The sequence below is a fragment of the Mesorhizobium sp. M0491 genome (assembly GCF_040321265.1).
Taxonomy (GTDB): domain Bacteria; phylum Pseudomonadota; class Alphaproteobacteria; order Rhizobiales; family Rhizobiaceae; genus Mesorhizobium.
Genome location: NZ_JAMYRE010000009.1, coordinates 30,647 through 48,518 on the forward strand (window position 1 = coordinate 30,647; position 17,872 = coordinate 48,518).

22 protein-coding genes and 1 pseudogene are annotated in these 17,872 nt (G+C 62.9%); 10 read left to right on the forward strand and 13 right to left on the reverse strand.

Annotated elements, in window-relative coordinates; translation table 11 throughout:
• Positions 1–4: 4 nt before the first annotated feature.
• From rfaE1 to NKI69_RS13345, 4 genes are all read right to left on the reverse strand, one after another.
• Positions 5–1,498 (reverse strand): D-glycero-beta-D-manno-heptose-7-phosphate kinase, encoded by a 1,494-nt coding sequence (gene rfaE1 / locus NKI69_RS13330; RefSeq protein ID WP_023809739.1) that lies wholly within the window; start codon positions 1,496–1,498, stop codon positions 5–7.
• A gap of 142 nt (positions 1,499–1,640) precedes the next feature.
• Positions 1,641–2,273: a LysE family translocator gene (locus NKI69_RS13335; protein WP_352721601.1), complete on the reverse strand. Its 633-nt coding sequence runs from the start codon at positions 2,271–2,273 to the stop codon at positions 1,641–1,643.
• 36 nt (positions 2,274–2,309) lie between these two features.
• Positions 2,310–2,723, reverse strand: a complete 414-nt coding sequence (locus NKI69_RS13340) for a hypothetical protein (RefSeq protein WP_352721603.1) — start codon at positions 2,721–2,723, stop codon at positions 2,310–2,312.
• The gene (locus tag NKI69_RS13345) at positions 2,716–2,952 is read right to left on the reverse strand and encodes a type II toxin-antitoxin system Phd/YefM family antitoxin (protein WP_023809741.1); all 237 of its coding nucleotides are present in this window, start codon (positions 2,950–2,952) and stop codon (positions 2,716–2,718) included. The genes NKI69_RS13340 and NKI69_RS13345 overlap by 8 nt, the downstream gene beginning before the upstream one ends.
• Before the next feature lie 147 nt (positions 2,953–3,099).
• Here NKI69_RS13345 and rfaD point away from each other — a divergent pair, with 147 nt between their 5' ends.
• Genes rfaD through waaC form a run of 3 tightly spaced genes read left to right on the forward strand, consistent with a single transcriptional unit; the run spans position 3,100 to position 6,034 of the window.
• Positions 3,100–4,068, forward strand: coding sequence for an ADP-glyceromanno-heptose 6-epimerase (rfaD, locus tag NKI69_RS13350; protein ID WP_352721604.1), 969 nt, complete (start codon positions 3,100–3,102; stop codon positions 4,066–4,068).
• On the forward strand, positions 4,041–5,048 hold the full coding sequence (gene waaF, locus NKI69_RS13355) for a lipopolysaccharide heptosyltransferase II (protein ID WP_352721606.1): 1,008 nt from the start codon (positions 4,041–4,043) through the stop codon (positions 5,046–5,048). The genes rfaD and waaF overlap by 28 nt, the downstream gene beginning before the upstream one ends.
• Complete coding sequence (gene waaC, locus NKI69_RS13360; RefSeq protein WP_352721608.1) at positions 5,045–6,034, forward strand: lipopolysaccharide heptosyltransferase I; 990 nt, start codon at positions 5,045–5,047, stop codon at positions 6,032–6,034. Before waaF ends, waaC begins: the two co-directional genes overlap by 4 nt.
• 241 nt (positions 6,035–6,275) lie before the next feature.
• Here waaC and greA read toward each other — a convergent pair whose 3' ends face one another.
• Both greA and NKI69_RS13370 read right to left on the reverse strand, forming a co-directional pair.
• Complete coding sequence (gene greA, locus NKI69_RS13365; RefSeq protein WP_013530066.1) at positions 6,276–6,749, reverse strand: transcription elongation factor GreA; 474 nt, start codon at positions 6,747–6,749, stop codon at positions 6,276–6,278.
• Positions 6,750–7,019: 270 nt separating this feature from the next.
• Entirely contained in the window at positions 7,020–7,559 is a 540-nt protein-coding gene (locus tag NKI69_RS13370) for a tetratricopeptide repeat protein (RefSeq protein WP_128303804.1), read from the reverse strand.
• A gap of 143 nt (positions 7,560–7,702) precedes the next feature.
• On the opposite strand from NKI69_RS13370, the gene NKI69_RS13375 reads away from it, so the two are divergent.
• The 3 genes from NKI69_RS13375 (at position 7,703) to NKI69_RS13385 (ending at position 10,275) form a co-directional block, all read left to right on the forward strand.
• A complete protein-coding gene (locus NKI69_RS13375; RefSeq protein WP_013530064.1) occupies positions 7,703–8,128 on the forward strand; it encodes a DUF3775 domain-containing protein in 426 nt (141 codons plus the stop codon).
• Positions 8,129–8,315: 187 nt separating this feature from the next.
• Positions 8,316–9,353, forward strand: coding sequence for an extensin-like domain-containing protein (locus tag NKI69_RS13380; RefSeq protein ID WP_352721724.1), 1,038 nt, complete (start codon positions 8,316–8,318; stop codon positions 9,351–9,353).
• A gap of 115 nt (positions 9,354–9,468) precedes the next feature.
• Positions 9,469–10,275, forward strand: coding sequence for an extensin-like domain-containing protein (locus NKI69_RS13385; protein ID WP_128303802.1), 807 nt, complete (start codon positions 9,469–9,471; stop codon positions 10,273–10,275).
• Positions 10,276–10,287: 12 nt separating this feature from the next.
• Here the strand turns inward: NKI69_RS13385 and NKI69_RS13390 are convergent, their stop codons facing one another.
• Entirely contained in the window at positions 10,288–11,001 is a 714-nt protein-coding gene (locus NKI69_RS13390; protein WP_023809747.1) for a gamma-glutamylcyclotransferase, read from the reverse strand.
• A 110-nt stretch (positions 11,002–11,111) separates the two neighbouring features.
• Here NKI69_RS13390 and NKI69_RS13395 point away from each other — a divergent pair, with 110 nt between their 5' ends.
• On the forward strand, positions 11,112–11,819 hold the full coding sequence (locus NKI69_RS13395; RefSeq protein ID WP_352721610.1) for an LssY C-terminal domain-containing protein: 708 nt from the start codon (positions 11,112–11,114) through the stop codon (positions 11,817–11,819).
• Positions 11,820–11,832: 13 nt separating this feature from the next.
• Here the strand turns inward: NKI69_RS13395 and NKI69_RS13400 are convergent, their stop codons facing one another.
• Positions 11,833–12,855: a zinc-dependent alcohol dehydrogenase family protein gene (locus NKI69_RS13400; protein WP_352721612.1), complete on the reverse strand. Its 1,023-nt coding sequence runs from the start codon at positions 12,853–12,855 to the stop codon at positions 11,833–11,835.
• A gap of 126 nt (positions 12,856–12,981) precedes the next feature.
• Between NKI69_RS13400 and NKI69_RS13405 the strand changes: the two genes are divergently transcribed.
• Both NKI69_RS13405 and NKI69_RS13410 read left to right on the forward strand, forming a co-directional pair.
• Positions 12,982–13,896, forward strand: coding sequence for a LysR family transcriptional regulator (locus NKI69_RS13405; RefSeq protein ID WP_023809750.1), 915 nt, complete (start codon positions 12,982–12,984; stop codon positions 13,894–13,896).
• Positions 13,897–13,971: 75 nt separating this feature from the next.
• On the forward strand, positions 13,972–15,282 hold the full coding sequence (locus tag NKI69_RS13410) for a hemolysin family protein (protein ID WP_023809751.1): 1,311 nt from the start codon (positions 13,972–13,974) through the stop codon (positions 15,280–15,282).
• Between the two features lie 27 nt (positions 15,283–15,309).
• Here NKI69_RS13410 and NKI69_RS13415 read toward each other — a convergent pair whose 3' ends face one another.
• The 3 genes and pseudogenes from NKI69_RS13415 to NKI69_RS13425 form a co-directional block, all read right to left on the reverse strand.
• A complete protein-coding gene (locus NKI69_RS13415) occupies positions 15,310–15,702 on the reverse strand; it encodes a hypothetical protein (protein WP_352610440.1) in 393 nt (130 codons plus the stop codon).
• Positions 15,693–16,142 (reverse strand): imine reductase family protein, encoded by a 450-nt coding sequence (locus tag NKI69_RS13420; RefSeq protein WP_502900179.1) that lies wholly within the window; start codon positions 16,140–16,142, stop codon positions 15,693–15,695. Before NKI69_RS13420 ends, NKI69_RS13415 begins: the two co-directional genes overlap by 10 nt.
• A 21-nt stretch (positions 16,143–16,163) precedes the next feature.
• A pseudogene (locus NKI69_RS13425) lies at positions 16,164–16,599 on the reverse strand (NAD(P)-binding domain-containing protein); the annotation flags it as partial.
• A gap of 117 nt (positions 16,600–16,716) precedes the next feature.
• Here NKI69_RS13425 and NKI69_RS13430 point away from each other — a divergent pair.
• The gene (locus NKI69_RS13430; RefSeq protein ID WP_352721614.1) at positions 16,717–17,070 is read left to right on the forward strand and encodes a winged helix-turn-helix transcriptional regulator; all 354 of its coding nucleotides are present in this window, start codon (positions 16,717–16,719) and stop codon (positions 17,068–17,070) included.
• A gap of 205 nt (positions 17,071–17,275) precedes the next feature.
• Here NKI69_RS13430 and NKI69_RS13435 read toward each other — a convergent pair whose 3' ends face one another.
• Entirely contained in the window at positions 17,276–17,449 is a 174-nt protein-coding gene (locus tag NKI69_RS13435) for a hypothetical protein (RefSeq protein WP_155930560.1), read from the reverse strand.
• A gap of 5 nt (positions 17,450–17,454) precedes the next feature.
• On the reverse strand, positions 17,455–17,709 hold the full coding sequence (locus NKI69_RS13440) for a DUF1127 domain-containing protein (protein ID WP_352721616.1): 255 nt from the start codon (positions 17,707–17,709) through the stop codon (positions 17,455–17,457).
• Positions 17,710–17,872 lie beyond the last annotated feature (163 nt).

Here is a 17,872-nt window from a genome sequence, read left to right on the forward strand (position 1 = left end):
ACCCTCAGTTTGTGGTGCCGCCGGCGCGCAATTTGCCAATGGTGTTGGTGGTGCTTTTTCCGGCGACCAGATCGACCAGCACGACGCGTCCGCCGGCCTTCTGCACCACATCGGCGCCGACCACGGTGTCGACCGTGTAATCGGCCCCCTTGACCAGTATGTCGGGCAGCAGCGCTTCGATCAGCGCCAGCGGCGTATCTTCCTCGAACACCACGACCGCATCGACCGAGGCAAGTGCTGCCAGCACGCAGGCGCGGTCGTGCTGGTCGTTGACCGGGCGCCCGGCGCCCTTCAGTCGCCGCACCGAGGCATCGCTGTTAAGGCCGAGCACCAGCCGGTCGCACTGGCTGCGCGCCGCGTGCAGCAAGCTGACATGGCCGGCATGCAGGATGTCGAAGCAGCCATTGGTGAAGCCGACGCTCAGGCCCTCTTCCTTCCACGCCGCCACCATGCGGGCGGCCGATGTGGCATCGAGGATGGCGTCCTTGTGGGCGGTCGGCCCATGTGAACGGAACAGCGCGCCGGTGAGTTCCTCGACCGTCAGCCGCGCGGTGCCACGCTTGCCCACCACGACGCCACCAGCGGCATTGGCGATCGAAGCGGCCATGACCGTATCGGCGCCCACGGCCAGCGCCAGCGCGAAGCTCGCGATCACCGTGTCGCCGGCGCCCGAAACGTCGAACACTTCGCGCGCCTGGGTGGCGATGTGGCGCGCCTCGTCGGGACCGACCACGCTCATGCCCTTTTCGCTGCGCGTCGCAACGACGAAATCGAAACCATGTGCCGAAATCAGCTCGCGTGCGGCAGCCACGATCTCGTCATCGGCGAACACCGCATGGCCGACGGCCTCGCCGAGTTCCTTGCGGTTGGGGGTGATGGCGGTCGCCCCGGCATAGCGCGCATAATCGCGGCCCTTCGGGTCGACCAGCACCGGCTTTCCAGCCTCGCGGCAGATGGCGATCAAGTCGCCGGCGACGCCGTCGAGCAGGATGCCCTTGCCGTAGTCGGACAGGATGACGATGTCGGCGCGCGTCAGTGCGGCGCGGAAATGCCGGATCAGGCCGGCTCGCTCCGCAGCACCCAACGGCTTGATTTCCTCCTCGTCGAAGCGCAGCACCTGCTGGTTGAGCGCGCTGAAGCGGCTTTTGGACGAGGTCATGCGACCACGCTCCTGCGCGAGGCCCGCCGTATCGGCGCCAAGCTCGCCGAGCATCCGCACCAGGCTATCGCCTGCCACATCGGTGCCGATGACCGAGACGGGAACAGCGGCAGCACCAAGCGAAACGATGTTGGCCACGACATTGCCGGCACCGCCCATGGTCGAGGTCTCGCCGCGCCCGTGCAGCACCGGGATCGGCGCCTCCGGCGAGATCCGCTCGATGACACCGTTGACGAAACGATCGAGGATGAAGTCGCCGACCACCAGCACGGTGGCCTGGCCGAACCGCGCAATGGCGCGGTGCAACGGTTCGGGAGAAGGCGGATTGTGCTTGATCATGTCACTGGCAACACAGGGAAAAGGCCGATTTCAATCTCATAAGTGCTCATCAATCGACTGGTCGGATCGCTCATGGCGAAAGCCGATATACCGCAAATTCACGCAGCGCAACGGCAGGCATGATCCCGGCAGGCTCGGGCGGTCAGCTCTTCTGCAGGGCGACATGGACGCCCAGCCCGACCAGCACGGCCCCTCCCGCCCGTTGCATCAGCCGCTGTGCCCGGCTCGAACGCCGCAAACGGCCGATCACGGCGCCCGCCAGGAACACACAGACGATATCGGCCGAGGAGAACATCAGATTAACGATCGTGCCGAGCACGACGAACTGCAGCCAGACCGGAAACGCCGCCGAGGCGTCGATGAATTGCGGCAGGAACGCCATGAAGAAGATCGCTGTCTTCGGATTGAGCACCTCGACGGTGATGCTCTCGAAAAAGGCGCGCCGCGCTGATTTGCGCTCGATCGCAGGCAGCGCCGCATTGCCGTCCGCGCGCTTGCGAAACAGCGCGACGCCAAGCCAGATCAGATAGAGCGCGCCGACCAGCTTGACCGCCAGGTAGAGCGTCGGCACGGCGTGAAACAGCACAGACAGGCCCGCCGCAGCGGCGGAGACATGCACATAACCGCCAAGATGGATGCCGAGCGCCGCCGTCAGGCCTGACCAGCGGCCGCGCGCCATCGTCTGCGCCGCGGCATAGAGCATGGCCGGGCCTGGAATGTAGGCGAAGATCGCCGTGGTGGCGAAAAACGCGATGAGCAGTTCGGTCGATGGCATTTTTGGTCCCTCACGATCATGCTCTGTTCTGTCGATTCAGTCCGCGCGCGGGATGGCTTTGGACTGACCCGTGCGGACAACCGCAGTAAAAGCGAACATAATTTTCTTGTGAAATGACGGGCTGAACGCGCCGATTCGCGCACCCGGCTCGAAATAGGCTGACGCTTCCAGGATATCATGATTGTACTCGTCGACCATGACCCAAAGGGGCATAGGGTCGAGGCCCGCACGGTGGCGTTCAATTTCCGGGATGCTGACGGCAACGCGATCACGGCCCGGCTGCGTGGAAGTGATTGCAAGGATGAAGAGGTTCGTACCGCCGGCTTTCCCAGGAAGGACAGCCACAAAGGCTACAGGCCGTGACTTCCGGCCTTCGGTCTCGCCGTCTCCGTGTTGGCGATGCCAAAGATATGGATATCGCCAGACGTCCCCAGCGGCGGGTTTAATCACGGTCCAATTCCGCGGCGTACTCCTCAAGCATCTCGACATGTTCGGTCGGGGCATCCTCCGCAGCGTAGACGCGGCGGCTGTCGTTGCCGAAGCGCGCTTCGTAGGCCTCGATGCTCATCAGGACGTATCTCGGCTTGTTGTGGCGAGTGATGGAGACCGGCTGCTGGCTGGCAGCTGCAAGCACATCTCCAAGATTCTGTTTCAGATCGGTCGATGGATAGTTTTTCATGGGATGTCCCGTTTTGTCCATAATAGACAAAACAGACAAAACAGACAAGCCCATAAAAATGGCAGGACAGGCACATGCCTGGCTTTATCGACAGCCCGCCTAGCCTCCCCTATAAGGGCCGGAATCGCAAGCAACCAGAGGCCCTTCATGATCATCGTCACGGGCGGCGCCGGTATGATCGGCTCCAACATCGTCGCCGCGCTGAATGCCGAAGGGCATGACGACATCCTCGTCGTCGACGACCTTACCGACGGTCACAAGATCGCCAATCTTGCCGATCTCAAGATCGCCGACTATCTCGACAAGGACGATTTCTTGGACCGCATGGAGGCAGGCTCGCTCGGCCGCATCGAGGCCATCTTCCACCAGGGCGCCTGCTCGACCACCACCGAGTGGAACGGCAAGTTCATGATGGAGGTGAACTACGCCTTCTCGAAACGGCTGCTGCACGCAAGCCAGGCGCTGCGCGTGCCCTTCCTCTACGCCTCCTCGGCTTCCGTCTATGGCGGCGGCTCGGAGTTTCGCGAGGATCCGGCGCTCGAGCGGCCGCTCAACGTCTACGCCTATTCCAAGAAGCTGTTCGACGACTTCGTCAGGCGAACCGTGTTCGCCGGGCGCACCGCCTTCGATACCGACCATTCACAGGTCGTGGGCTTGCGCTACTTCAACGTCTATGGCCCGCGCGAGGCGCACAAGGGCGCCATGGCCTCCGTCGCCTTCCATCTGTTCAACCAGGTCGAACGCGGCGAGAACCCGAAACTGTTCGGCGCCCATGACGGGTTCGGGCCCGGCGAACAAAGCCGCGACTTCATCCATGTCGGCGACGTCGCCGACGTCAATCTGTGGCTGTGGAAACAGGGCTCAAGCGGCATCTTCAATTGCGGCACCGGCCGTGCCCAGCCCTTCCGCGCCATAGCCGAAACGGTGATCGACACGCTGGGCCAAGGGCAGATCGAGTTCATCACCTTCCCCGACCATCTCAAGGGCAGCTACCAGAGCTTTACGCAAGCTGATATGTCCCGTTTGCGCGCGGCCGGTTACAATGGCCAATTCCGGACAGTGGAAACCGGTGTCAGAGACTATGTCGAATGGCTGAAAGCCCAACGATCCTCGTGATCGGCCCACGCTGGGTGGGCGACATGGTGATGGCGCAGTGCCTGTTTTCGGCGCTGAAGGAGTTGCATCCCAACGCCGCCATCGATGTGCTGGCGCCAGCCTGGGCAGCACCCCTGGTCAAGCGCATGCCCGAAATCCGCCAGCAGATCGACTTTCCGCTCAAACCCGGTGCGCTCGAATTCACCCATCGGCGCCGCTTCGGCCGCCTGCTGCGCGGCCGCTACGACATCGCCTATGTCCTGCCGGGCAGCTGGAAGTCGGCGCTGATCCCGTTCTTTGCCCGCATTCCGCGCCGGGTCGGCAACCTGCGCGAGATGCGCTATGGCCTGTTGACCGACATCGTGCCATTGCCCGACAGCATCAAACGACGCACCGCGCAGGCCTATTTCGGCCTTGCCCAGGGCGGTGGTTTCCGGGCGCCACGGCTTAGCGTGGACACGAAAAACCAGGTCGACCTGCTCGGCCGGTTCGGCCTAGCGCCGCAGAAATTCGTGGCCCTGATGCCCGGCGCCGAATTCGGCCCGGCCAAGCGCTGGCCCAGCGAAAGCTATGCCGGGCTTGCCCGCGATTTCATGGGCAAAGGCTTGAAGGTCGCTCTGTTCGGCTCGAAGAACGACCGCGACGTGACGGCGGAGATCGCGGCCCTGGCGCCCGGCGTCGTCGATCTCGCCGGACAGACGCGGCTGGAGGACGCCATCGACCTGATATCCGCCGCAAGGCTGGCGGTGTCCAACGACAGCGGGCTGATGCATGTCGCGGCCGCCGTCGGCACGCCGATCGTCGCCGTCTACGGCTCGACCTCGCCCGAGAACACGCCACCGCTGGCCGAGCACCGGGAACTGGTCTGGCTTAGCCTGTCGTGCTCGCCCTGCCACCAGAAGGTCTGCCCGCTCGGCCACCTCAACTGCCTGAAGACGCTGCAAGTCGGCCAGGTCGCGGCAGCGGCGGAGCGGCTGCTGGACATCCCGGCAGCGGCATGAAGGTGCTGATCGTCAAGACGTCATCGATGGGCGACGTCATTCACACCTTTCCGGCCGTCGAGGATGCCCGTCGCAACCGCCCGGACCTGACCTTCGACTGGTGCGTCGAAGAGGCATTTGCCGGCATCGTCGCGCTTCACCCGGCGATCGACCGGATTCATACAGTGGCGATCCGGCGCTGGCGCAAGGCGCTGCTCGACGGCGCCACCTGGCGCGAGGCGGCCGCCCTGCGGCGGACCTTGCGCGATTGCCGGTACGACCTCGTCATCGATGCGCAAGGCCTCCTGAAATCGGCTCTGGTGGCAAGACAGGTGGGCTCCCCCATTGCCGGCTTCGACCGTTCGAGCGCGCGCGAACCTTCTGCGACGCTGTTCTACGATGCCCCTTATCCCGTGCCGCGCGACCTGCACGCCATCGAGCGGACACGGCGGCTGTTCGGGCTGGCGCTCGGCTATCAGCCCGATCTTTCGACCCTGGACTCCGGCATCGTGCCGCCCGCCGGCACTCTGGTGGGCCCTTCTGGAAAAACCGCCTTCCTGCTGCACGGCACCAGCCGCGAAGACAAGAAATGGCCGGCCGAAGACTGGATTGAAACCGCCCGCCTGCTGGCTGAACGTGGGATGACGCCGGTCACCACATGGTCGAACGAGCGCGAGAAGGCCGTGGCCGAAGCCATTGCCAAGGCAGTGCCATCGACAGTTGTGGTGCCAAAGTCACCGCTGGCCGACATCGCTGCGTTCATCGGCCGCTCGGAACTGGTCATCGGCGCCGACACCGGGCTGACCCATCTCGCCAGCGCCTTCGGCCTGCCAACGGTTGCGGTGTTCCTGGCAACCGAGCCCGGGTTGACGGGGCCTCGCGGGCAATATGCGTCGACGCTTTTGGCTCAGCCCGGGAAGCGTGTGATGCCGGCGGAGGTGGTGGCGGAGGCTGAAAGGCTGGCGGGACTCCAGGTCCTTGGCAAGGCCAACGCTGGCAAGAACTGAAGTCAATCGGAAAGGCTGGCGCTGCCCTCATCCGCCTGCCGGCACCTTCTCCCCGTATAACGACGGGGAGAAGGGATCTGAACGCAAGGCCAGCGTCTATTCTGCTACGTTGAAAATTGGCGAAATCGTCGATGAGAGCATCTTTCTCCCCGTCACTATACGGGGAGAAATGCCCGGCAGGGCAATGAGGGGCGGCGCAAACCTCAGCTTAAAAGTCGCAGCCGCTCCCCCCTCGAATTCCCTAGATGAACTGCACCTGGACGATCTCATACCCCCTGGCACCGCCGGGCGCATTGACTTCGATGGCGTCGCCGACTTCCTTGCCGATGAGCGCACGCGCGATCGGCGAGGAGATCGAGATGCGGCCGGACTTCACGTCCGCCTCCTGGTCGCCGACGATCCGGTAGGTCTTCTTTTCCTCGGTGTCCTCGTCGACCAGCACCACGGTGGCGCCGAACTTGATCTTGTCACCGCTGAGCTTGCTGACGTCGATCACCTCGGCCCGCGCGATATAATCTTCAAGCTCGTTGACGCGGCCCTCGTTGAGGCTCTGCGCCTCTTTGGCGGCATGATATTCGGCATTTTCGGACAGGTCGCCATGCGAGCGCGCTTCGGAGATCGCCTCGATGATGCGCGGCCGCTCTTCCTGCTGGCGCCAGCGCAGTTCTTCCTTCAATGACGCGAACCCCTCGCCTGTCATCGGGACCTTGTTCATGATGCCTGCCTTTCCTGCTGCCGCCCCCGCGTTTCGGGGAAAGCCTTGTCGATGGTACAAAAAGAAAACGGGTCCGGCAGCCTCGGGCTAACGGAACCGTTTCACCGCAATTTCCCTGAATATAGCAATCTTCGCGGGTTTTTCACGCCCAAAAATCGGTTTTGTAAAAATCATCCCCGCATTCATCAGCCGGGGGCGGTGAATGAGACTGGGGCAACAAAAAAGCGGCCGCGATCGCTCGCGGCCGCTTAAAAGAGCCCTGGAATCTTTTCAGCTTCGCATAAAATGGTCGATCTGCTCGGCCAGCATGCCGTATTCGCGCGAACCCTTGCCGGTCCGCTTCTCGATTTCCATCAGCTGTTGCTGGGCGCCGGCCAGATCGCCGATCTGCAGATGCGCTTCGCCGAGATATTCACGCACCAGCGTGTAGTTCGGATCGATGCGCAGCGCTTCCTCGTAATAGCCGAGGCCAACGGTGACGCGGCCGGAATGGCGGTGCGAATAGCCGAGATAGTTGAGGATGCGCGGATCCTGCTTGTTGGCGGCAAGGCTGAGCACGGCGATCGCCTCGTCATAGCGCCCGGCCATCGCCAACGCATGGCCAGCATCATAGATGCTGTCGTCGTCGAGCATGCCCTCCTGGGGTGCGACGCACTTTTTCTTCTTCTTGTCCCAGACTTCGCCCTTCTTGCATTGGGTGACGGTCTGATCGCTGCCGCCACTGTCACCGCCGGCGGCGAACACCGGAACGGCAAGGAACTGCAGCGCGACAAGGGCAGTCGCCGCCTGGATCAGCACTCTTTTATGCATCGAAACCTCCTGGAGGGGTGAGAATGCAACACTAACGCCGGTCGGCTTGCGTTTCATCCCGGAAAATTACGTGCGGGAGAACATCAGGTGACGGATGCTGCGAATCCGCTATCATCCGGCAAACGACCTGAGGGAGACGGCCCTTGCAGCGGCGGCTTGAAAAGGACTGGGAGCTTTCGATCGGCCCCGACACGGTGCGCCTGTTCATCCTCAAGGCCAAGGCGCTGAGTGCGGCCGTCAATGAAGACTATGCCGATGGCGCCGAGCACGAGGTCGAACTCGACGGCGAGTCCCATGTCAACCATCACCATGACGGCCTTGCCGAGGAAAGCTCGGAGAATCTGACCGAGGAAGAGCTGCGCGAGCTGATAAACGACCTCAATGTCGATGAAGCAGCCGAGCTGATCGCGCTGGCCTGGGTCGGTCGCGGCGACTACGACGCCACAGAATGGGCGGACGCGCTGGCGGCAGCGCGCGAACGCGCCAACAAGCGCACCGCGAAATACCTGCTCGGCATGCCGCTGCTCGCCGACTGGCTGGAGGAAGGGCTGGAAGCGATCGGTGCGTAACGACGCGGTTACCGTTCGTGATGGGGCCAAGGCAACTTTCCTCGCGTCGGCGCCGTTGACGGCGATGGGGTCGATTGTCTTTTCCCGAATATGCAGGATCGCGTTCGTCATGACCATCACGGTCTTGCTGGTGATGCCGGCCGAGGCGAGACATCGCCATCGGCATCACGAGCCGTTGACACCGAGGATAGAGCAGCCGTTGACACCAAGAGCCGAACAGCCCCTTAAACCGCGAGGCGGAAAGCGCCTGAAACCACGAAGACACCGGTCGGTGACGCCGAAGCAGGCACAGCAGAAAACGCTGCCGCCGCTACCCTTGCCTGCCGATGTGCCGATGCCCAGACCCGGCATTTCGGGATCCGGACCCGCCATTCCAGTGCCGGAACCACGCCCGGCGGACGCTGCGAACACCGCCGGCGCGCCCGACCGTTCCAATGAAGAAAAATCCCGCCAGGAAAAGCAGGCACTTCCCGAGCCGCCGGCTCCCGAACCCTCAACCGATACGGAAAGCGAACCGGAGCCGCCCGCGGTCGCGCCAACGCCGACACCAAAACCCGACATCGCGGAGCCCGAGGCTCAGCCGCCAACAGTTGCCCCGCAGCCACCGCACAAGCCGGTCGATGCAGATGACAAGAAGATGCTGCCCGATCCGCGCTCGGCCGATCTACCCGATGAAAAAATGCCGGCAGAGGAATTCGCCTGCCGCGAACGGCTGAAGACGCTCGGCGTCGAGTTCGAAGAACACAAGGCGGAAAGTCAACCCGAAATCGGCTGTTCGATCCCCTACCCCGTCGTGCTGAAGACCCTTGGAAAGTCGATCGCGATTGCCCCTGGCACCGAGCTCAACTGCAAAATGGCCGAGGCAACGGCGCGTTTTGCCGCCGATGTCATCCAGCCGGCGGCGAAAGCCGAATTCGGTGCGGACCTGAAATCGATCGGCCAGGCATCGGCTTTTGTCTGCCGGCCACGCAACGGCACACGAAAACTGTCGGAACATGCCTTCGGCAACGCGCTCGATATCGCCAGCTTCACGCTGTCGGACGGCAAGAAGATCGAGGTCGGCCCAGCGCCGCCGGAGAAAGACGCTAAATTCCTCAATGCCGTGCGCAAGGCGGCCTGCGGACCTTTCAAGACGGTGCTCGGTCCGGGCGCCGATCCTGATCATTCCCTGCATTTCCATCTCGATCTCGAACCGCGCCGGCACGGCGGGACGTTCTGCCAGTGAACATGGCTGATCCAGCCGCGTGCCGCAATTCGGCCGCAGGCATGAACGCGGGCGCTGAGTTTTCCTTTACCCTTGATCGTTAAAATGCCGGATATCCATCAACGGGATTCCGCCAATGGCCGGCAAATTTCGGGCCGTGTTTTTCGCCACCGCGCGCCAGTCAAAATATCCAGCAATGCTGACCGCCGGCCTGGCGCTGGCGGCGCTTTCCGCCTGCAACACCGGCAGTGTGCTGTCGCTGGAGCCGGCCGTCGACGTCGGCGCGCAGACGGCTGCCGTGCCGCAATATGCCGGCATGCAGAAGCTTGTCCCTTCCAATCCGTACATGACGCAGGCCGCTTATCCGCGCATGGACGAGCCGATGTCGCCCGTCGAGCAGATGCCGGCCAGCGAAACCGACTGCCGGCAGCAATTGAAGCGCCTCGATGTCGCCTACACCGACCTGGCGCCGATCCATGAAGGCCAGTGCGGCATCGATTATCCGGTCAAGGTTTCGGCCATCGGCAACATCCAGATGAAACCCGCCGCGACCCTCACCTGCGACATGGCCGCCACCTTTGCCGGCTGGACGAAGAACGAGCTCGTCCCCTCCGCCCGCTGGCGTTATTTCTCCGGTGTCAAGACCATCCACCAGGGCTCCAGCTATTCCTGCCGCAGGATTGCCGGCGAAGGTGTACTGTCCGAGCACGGCAAGGGCAATGCGCTCGACGTCATGAGCATCGAACTCAACAATGGCGACGACATCGACGTGCGCAAGCCCGGCCTGTTCGCCTTCCGCACCCGGGGCTTCCTCAACAATGTACGCGCCGACGGCTGCCAGTATTTCACCACCGTGCTCGGCCCCGGCTACAATTACGACCACCGCAACCATTTCCATTTCGACATCAAGAACCGCAAGAACGGTTATCGCGCCTGCCGTTAGAAAGAGATCAGCCTAGTCGGCGCCACCGGTTGAAGCGGCGATTTGCCGTGCGACCAAGTCCTGGATGCGCCAGAGATTCCGGTCGCGGATGCCGCTCTCTTCAAGCTTGCTCACGGTCCTGAACAAATACTGCGCCGAAGAGCCCCAATGACCGGCAGCCCGTGCCAGAGTGTCGGCAACCTGCTCCAATGGCAACCGGCCGGCATAGGCCCTGCCGTCCGGCGCGGCGACGAAGGCCAAGGCATGCAGCGGCCCGTCCTTGGTCTTGACCTTGATCCAGCATGGCACGTTGGTTGGCGGGTTGGCATCGATCTCGCGGCGCATCAACTGGCCGAGTTGCCCGAAATGGTCTTCCGCGGGCAGCCGATAGACGATGCCGTTGCAACTGCCGCCTCGATCGAGCGCCAGCATCAGGGCCGGCAAATCACGGGTTCCGCGCCAGCGGGTCAGCTTCAGGCAAAACGAGCGGTGCCATCCCGGCGCCGTGGCCGGGCGCTGCTCGACATGGGCGAATTCGGGGTTCCAGATCAACGACCCGTAGGCAAAGACCCAAAGCGTGTCGGGACGATGCTGCGAAAGCAGCTTTTCGACCAGGCCATCGAACTCCGCATCGGTGTGCTCGCTGGTTCCGGGCTCTGGCCCGGGATCAGGCTCGACACGCTCAACTTGCGCGACAAGCTCGGCGGTCAACGCCATTGGCTTGCGGCCTGCCAGCTTCCGCTCCATTGCTGCCCCCGCGAAGAAACGATGGCCCACGATAGAGCGGCGGCGCGCTGCTGGCCATTGATTTCCAGGGTCCCTCGGGCAAAAGATACCGCACGGATCGGGCGGCGTTCATGAGCCAGCGAAGTTTTCCGCGACGCGTTGCAATCTGGGTGGCGACCTTGCTGGCCGCCTATCTGGCGCTCGCCTATTTCGCCGCACCGGAATTCTGGACGTTTCACGATCGCGGCTTTCGCAAGCACAGCTTCGAGATGGTGACGCACACGCCGCAAGGCATTCCGGGCGATCCCATCAATGTCGGTCTTGTCGGTACGCGAAAGGAAGTAGTCCACGCCTTCGCCGTCGCCGGCTGGGACACCGCCGACGCCGTGACCCTGAAGACCGCGATCGAAATCGGTGAAAGCGTGCTGTTCGACCACCCCTACCCCGATGCGCCGGTCAGCAGGCTGCTGTTCGATGGCCGCGCCCAGGATCTCGCCTTCGAAAAGCCGGAGGGCCCCAGCGCCGACCGCCGGCATCATGTCCGCTTCTGGCAGACCGAGGCAAGCGGCGACGATGGCCGGCCGCTGTGGCTGGGCTCGGCCAGCTTCGATCGCGGCGTCGGCCTCAGCCACGACACCGGCGCTGTCACCCACCATATCGGCCCTGACATCGACGCCGAGCGCGATTTCCTGATGCGCGACCTGGCCACCGCCGGCACGCTGATCTCGACCAGCGACATATCGGGCGTCGGCGCCACCAGTACGGGCCGCAATGGCGGCGGCGATCCCTATTTCACGGACGGCGAGGCGATTGTCGGCATGTTGAAGCAGCTGCCATGACCCATCGCAAAAGTCAGTTCGTGGTGATCACGATCTTGCCGAACGGCCCTTTCTCCAGATGCTGCAAGGCCTGTGGCACCTCGTCGAAGCCAAAGACCTTGTCGATGACCGGCTTGATCGCCAGCGCCTCGATCGCCTGATTCATACGTTCGAAGGCGCGGCGATGGCCGACCGACAGGCCCTGCACGGTGATGCGGTTGCGCATGAAGGGCACGATAGGGAAGCTGAGCTCCATCGCGCCCAGCAGGCCGATGATCGACAGCCGGCCGTCGGCGGCCAGCGCGTTCAGCGATCGCCGTGCATTGTCGCCGCCGACCATTTCCAGCACGTGGTTGACGCCCAGCCCATTCGTCAGCTCACGCGCGGCCTCGTCCCAGGCCGGTTGCGTGTGGTAGTTGATCCCTTGCCAGGCGCCGAGCTTTCTTGCCCGCTCAAGCTTTTCGTCGCTGCTTGAGGTGACGATGGCGCGCAGGCCGAACGCGGTGGCGAACTGCAGCGCAAACAGCGACACGCCGCCGGTGCCCTGGATCAGAATGGTCTGGCCCGGCACCGGTCTGGTCGCTTCGGCCATGGCGAACCAGGCCGTCAGCGCCGCGATCGGCAATGTCGCGGCCTCGACGTCGCCGAGCGATGGCGGCGCCAGCACCGCGGCGTCCTCGCCGAAGATGACATGATCGGAAAGCATGCCCGACAGCGACGACCCCAGCGTGTGCTTATGCAGCACTGGCGGTGCGTCGCCATCCGGCCAATCGGCGATCACCTGGCCGAGCACGCGCTGGCCGACCTGAAAGCGGCTGACCGCACTGCCGACGGCCACCACTTCACCCACCGCGTCGGATGTCGGCACGAAGGGAAAGGCAAGGTCGGGGATCAGCACGCCGTCTACGATCATCTTGTCCTTGTAGTTGAGCGACACGGCCTTGGTCCGCACCAGCAAATCGTGCGGCCCTGGCTCGGGTACCTTGCCTTCCACCTGGCTTAGCCTCGACAGGCCAAAACCGCTCATCTGCCAGGATCTGTTGATTGGGGTGCTCATGTCGCGTCGCGCTCCGTGCGTTGATGCAGGCGAGACATTTATGCCTTTCGACTATAGAAAATAGTGCTTTCGTGCGGTATAATTTGACACTGATTGCGGACTAAAAGTCGACAATAGGAAATCGCCATGGAAACGGCCGACCTGCAAGGCATCGTCGCGTTCGTTCAGGCGGTGGAGGCCGGCAGCTTCACCAGCGCCGGCGAGCGGCTGCATGTGACGAAGTCGGCGATCGGCAAATCGATCGCGCAGCTGGAGCAGAGACTCGGCGTTCGCTTGCTGAACCGCACCACCCGCAGCCTCAGCCCGACCAGCGAAGGCGTCAGCTATTATGAAGCTTGCGTCCGGGCCCTTGCCGAGATCGAAGCCGCACAGTCGCTGCTTGCCTCGCGCCGGCAGGTCCCGTCTGGCCGGCTTCGGATCGACGTGCCGCTGGCCTTCGGCCGACGCTGCGTGGCCCCCGTGCTGTTCGAGATTTCGAGGGAATTTCCGGACCTGACGGTGGAAGTCTCCTTCAATGACCGCCGCGTCGACCTGATCGAGGAGGGCATCGACCTGGCGATCCGCATGGGCGAACTCGACGACAGCCTGTCGCTTGCGGCCAGGCGCCTCTACGCCCAGCGCTCGGCCATATGCGCGGCTCCCGACTATCTCGACAGGCATGGCCGGCCGCAATCGGTCGAGGATCTCGCCGATCACAGCGTCATTGGCTACGGTCGCGAGGGCATCGTCCGTCCCTGGGTGATCAGGCATTCCGACGGCCATCTCGCAACCTTCATGCCCAAGGCGCGACTCGTTCTCGGCCATGGCGAACCGATGCTGGATGCAGCGCTCGCCGGCTGCGGCATCGCCTTCCTGCCGACATGGCTGGCCGCCGACAGCCTCAAAAGCGGCGATCTCGAAATGGTGCTGTCGGACTGCCTGGTCGAGAACATCGTCGTGCATGCCGTCTGGCCGGTAACGCGCGCGCTCACGCCAAAGGTACGGGTTGTCGTCGACGCCCTCGTCGAACATTTTTCGACGCCGCCCTGGGATGCCGCGTGACCGAAATGCCGGTCATTTCTCAAAAATCACGTCAGACTATTTTCGAAGACCGCGCCGCAATGCTATTGACCGCTCATGTTATACGTAGAAATCGCTATCGTGGTCGTCCTCATCTGTGTGAACGGCCTTCTGTCGATGTCCGAACTTGCCATCGTCTCGTCGCGACCGGCCCGCCTGAAAGCGATGATCGACCGCGGCATCAATGGCGCCGGCCGCGCGCTTGAGCTTGGCTCGAATCCCGGCAAGTTCCTCTCCTCGGTGCAGATCGGCATCACCCTGGTCGGCGTCCTCTCCGGCGCCTTTTCCGGCGCCACGCTCGGCGAACGGCTGGCGCAGTTCCTGGCCTCGACCGGCATCCGCGAGACCGTCGCCGATCCGCTCGGCGTCGGCATCGTCGTCGCCATCATCACCTATTTCTCGCTGATCGTCGGCGAGCTGGTGCCCAAGCAGATTGCCTTGCGCGACCCAGAGCGGGTCGCCGCCAGGGTCGCTCCGGCAATGACCATCCTCGCCACCATCTCGGCGCCGCTGGTCTTCCTGCTCGACTTCTCCGGCCGCACCATATTGTGGCTGCTCGGCCAGCGCGGCGAAAGCGAAGAGAAAGTCACCGATGAGGAGATCAAGATGCTGGTCGCCGAGGCCGAGCATCACGGCACGATCGAATCCGACGAGCGGCGCATGATCGCCGGCGTCATGCGGCTTGGCGACCGCGCCGTGCGCGCGGTGATGACGCCGCGCACCGAGGTCGACTGGATCAATCTGCAATCCGACGAGGCGGCCATCCGCAAGCTGCTCATGGAAACCCAGCATTCGCGCCTGCCGGCAGGTGACGGCGGCGTCGATGTCATGATCGGCGTCGTCCAGACGCGTGACGTGCTGGCGGCGTTGCTTGCCGGCCGCGTGCTCGACCCGCGCAGGCATGTGCGCGCAGCCCCCATCGTCTACGACCAGGCCGACGCGCTGGATGTGCTGCAGAAGCTGAAGGAATCCGACGTGCCGATGGCGCTGGTGCATGACGAATACGGCCATTTCGAAGGCATCGTCACCCCGGCCGACATTCTGGAAGCCATCACCGGCGTGTTCCGCGCGGACACAGACGCCGGCGACGAGGAGAACGCGGTCAAGCGCGAGGACGGCTCGTGGCTGCTCGCCGGCTACATGCAGGCCGACGAGATGGCCGACATTCTCGGCATCGACCTGCCGGAAAACCGCGATTACGAAACCGTCGCCGGTTATGTGCTGTCGCACATGCACCATCTGCCGGCGACTGGCGAATGCGTCGACGCGCAGGGCTGGCGCTTCGAGGTGGTCGATCTCGACGGCCGCCGCATCGACAAGCTGATCGCCACCCGCCTGCCCGGCGCCCACCGCGAGGCGGTGCGCTGACATGTTCGAATGTCAGCTTTTGACCGGTTAGCTGACGCCGCCCTCTGCCAGAGGTCGAACTGGTTTCAACAAACCGAAGAAGCCAATGATGCGCGTTATCCGTTTCTGCTCCTCATCTAGAAAGGCGATGTCCAGGCCCTCGGGTAAAGACGAACCGTCAGGCATCACAAACTTCCACGCGAAGCGCGCGACGCCGTGATGAACATCCACGTTGCTGGTCCGCAGAATGCAGGCACCAGGATGCTTGCTCTGAATTCCTGCAATGTGGGCTAGCAGTTCTTCGGCACCAACAGCGTGAACAGTTGGATCTGTATACGTCGCGCCTTCGCTCAAGATCGATAGCAGCGACACTCGCCGCTTCTCGACGTTTTCGGTGGACCACGAGGAACAATACTTATCAATGAGATGCGTCAAAGGCATGCTACTTCCCTATCGCCAGAAAATGCGAGAGCGGCGAAATCATCGTGCAAGTGGCCCGCCGCTATGGCCCGTTTGAATATCGCATCATAACCATCGACTATTGAACGGTCGATTTCGCGGAACTGCATCAACTCCAACAGATGCTGCATTGCGCCGTGGTGCGCCGAGATCGACGAGAGCGTTTCGTTATCGCTGGCAAATCGGCCAGCGCTCGTCCGCTTGATGAGGTCGGTCACCAGGCCGTCAATGACCGGCGCCGTCGCGGACCACTGCCGCGCCAGTTCACCGAGTTCGATCTCTTCGGCCTGCGACACGGCGATCGCATGGAGCGTCCCGAACAGAGCGCCCCACATGATAGCCAGTAGTGCGCTATCGAGCGCGTTCGCACGCCCTGGTTCTTCGCCAACATGCTGAACATTGCCACCCAAGGCGCGAAACACATCGCGGTTCGTGTCGAAAGCCTCCCTTGGCCCGGCAAGCAGGATGGTCCCGGCGTCCGTGCCGATATAATCCGGCGTCGCCATGATCGCGCCATCAAGGTAGTTTGCGCCGTGCTTCGTACACCATTCAGCGGCTTCCCGTGCGCCACTCGGCGTCCCCGAAGTCAACTCCACGATCAGCTTGCCGCGAATGGCTGAGGCGATGGCGTCCACTGTGGAGAAGCGCTTTTGTCGCCTTATAGTCGCTGACATTCACAATGATGATCTCGCCTGCGTTCACGGCTTCCTCCACGGAGGACGCGGCGATTGCGCCCAGCCTGGCGAGTGGATCGGTCTTCTGTCTGGTTCTGTTCCAGACAGTCGTCGGATATCCCGACTGAAGCAGGCTGCCGGCGAGCGCCGAGCCCATACGGCCCGTTCCAATGACCGTGATTGAAAGCTTCATTCCACACTCCATATCAATTGGCGGCGTCCGACCGCGTTTTGCTGTGATCGTCTTGAGAGGTATGTCAAAACGAGCGGCGCGCGATACGCACCCGGGCGTAAGTGGTCACCAGAAGGTAAGGAACGCGCGATGAACAATTCCGCGGACAATGGCTTTGCAGCGGCCGTCAGGATGGTCGAAGGAAAGTGGAAAGTAGATATCCTTTGCGAGCTCGGAACGGCGTGGCGCAGATTTGGTCGATTGAAACAGGCGCTTTCTGGCATCAGTGAAAAGATGCTGGCGCAACAATTGCGAGAACTGGAGGCCGACGGCCTTGTCGACCGTAAAGTCTTTTCCGTGGTTCCAGCGAAGGTAGTCTATTCGCTGACAGATCGCGGCGCGGCGCTCAACGCAGCAGCAGGTTCACTATGTCTGTGGGCCGAGCAATTCGGCCTGCCCGGCTGCACTCAGATTGCCAATGGCGTACATATGGATGCCCTCTGATGCATGTCGCCCAAAGCGACCTCGGTTTGGGAGAACGACATGCATAAAAACGAGGACCTAAAACGGGTCGCCTGAACCCGTTCGTACGACACGCTTCAGGGGTGCGACGCGCTCGATGTCCTGTCGAGATTAAAGGCGTTCCGATGGTGCTGGTCCATGACGAGTACTACCGTTTCGCACCGCCACAACGGCCGGCATTCTCCCATCACCGGGCTCCGTCGCCGGCTATGTGCTGGCGCACATGCATCATGCCGGCGACTGGCGAATGCGTCGACGCGCAGGGCTGGCGCTTCGAGGTGGCGATCTCGACGGCCGCCGCATCCCGCCTGGCAAGCGCCCATCGCGAGGCGGTGCGCTGACGCCCGAGCAATTGCGGCATTCGCTCTATCGTTCCCAGAAGGACTTGGCGATCTCTCCCTCGACCTGCTCTATCGTCAGGCCGATATCGTCGATCAGATGCGGATTGTCCTTCGACATCTGCCTGAGTTGCCAGCGAAAGCGTATCCGTTCGCGCCAGGTCCGATCGTGCCAGCTCGCTATGATGCTTCGCAGGGTCTTCAGGAGCCGGCGCGATGCCGGCCGCACGGACGTTCCCGGTCGCGCTGCACAACGCTGGGCTGATGCAAGTGTATTGGTCATGGCAACCTCCATATGGTTTGAGGGCCTAGGGCTCTCGATGAGGTTGAATTCTGCGCGATACGGACGGCGCCGTAATTAAGCCCTCCCAAATAGTTCTCAAAACTTCCAAACGAGCTAGAGCAGTTCACCGGTTCACGGAACCGGTAACCTACTCTAACCCTTT

Coding starts and splice junctions, on each gene's coding strand:
- rfaE1 (WP_023809739.1), bottom strand. CDS start 1,498: ATGATCAAGCACAATCCGCCTTCTCCCGAACCGTTGCACCGCGCCATT.
- NKI69_RS13335 (WP_352721601.1), bottom strand. CDS start 2,273: ATGCCATCGACCGAACTGCTCATCGCGTTTTTCGCCACCACGGCGATC.
- NKI69_RS13345 (WP_023809741.1), bottom strand. CDS start 2,952: ATGAAAAACTATCCATCGACCGATCTGAAACAGAATCTTGGAGATGTG.
- rfaD (WP_352721604.1), top strand. CDS start 3,100: ATGATCATCGTCACGGGCGGCGCCGGTATGATCGGCTCCAACATCGTC.
- waaF (WP_352721606.1), top strand. CDS start 4,041: ATGGCTGAAAGCCCAACGATCCTCGTGATCGGCCCACGCTGGGTGGGC.
- waaC (WP_352721608.1), top strand. CDS start 5,045: ATGAAGGTGCTGATCGTCAAGACGTCATCGATGGGCGACGTCATTCAC.
- greA (WP_013530066.1), bottom strand. CDS start 6,749: ATGAACAAGGTCCCGATGACAGGCGAGGGGTTCGCGTCATTGAAGGAA.
- NKI69_RS13370 (WP_128303804.1), bottom strand. CDS start 7,559: ATGCATAAAAGAGTGCTGATCCAGGCGGCGACTGCCCTTGTCGCGCTG.
- NKI69_RS13385 (WP_128303802.1), top strand. CDS start 9,469: ATGGCCGGCAAATTTCGGGCCGTGTTTTTCGCCACCGCGCGCCAGTCA.
- NKI69_RS13390 (WP_023809747.1), bottom strand. CDS start 11,001: ATGGAGCGGAAGCTGGCAGGCCGCAAGCCAATGGCGTTGACCGCCGAG.
- NKI69_RS13395 (WP_352721610.1), top strand. CDS start 11,112: ATGAGCCAGCGAAGTTTTCCGCGACGCGTTGCAATCTGGGTGGCGACC.
- NKI69_RS13400 (WP_352721612.1), bottom strand. CDS start 12,855: ATGAGCACCCCAATCAACAGATCCTGGCAGATGAGCGGTTTTGGCCTG.
- NKI69_RS13405 (WP_023809750.1), top strand. CDS start 12,982: ATGGAAACGGCCGACCTGCAAGGCATCGTCGCGTTCGTTCAGGCGGTG.
- NKI69_RS13410 (WP_023809751.1), top strand. CDS start 13,972: ATGTTATACGTAGAAATCGCTATCGTGGTCGTCCTCATCTGTGTGAAC.
- NKI69_RS13415 (WP_352610440.1), bottom strand. CDS start 15,702: ATGCCTTTGACGCATCTCATTGATAAGTATTGTTCCTCGTGGTCCACC.
- NKI69_RS13430 (WP_352721614.1), top strand. CDS start 16,717: ATGAACAATTCCGCGGACAATGGCTTTGCAGCGGCCGTCAGGATGGTC.
- NKI69_RS13435 (WP_155930560.1), bottom strand. CDS start 17,449: ATGCCGCAATTGCTCGGGCGTCAGCGCACCGCCTCGCGATGGGCGCTT.
- NKI69_RS13440 (WP_352721616.1), bottom strand. CDS start 17,709: ATGACCAATACACTTGCATCAGCCCAGCGTTGTGCAGCGCGACCGGGA.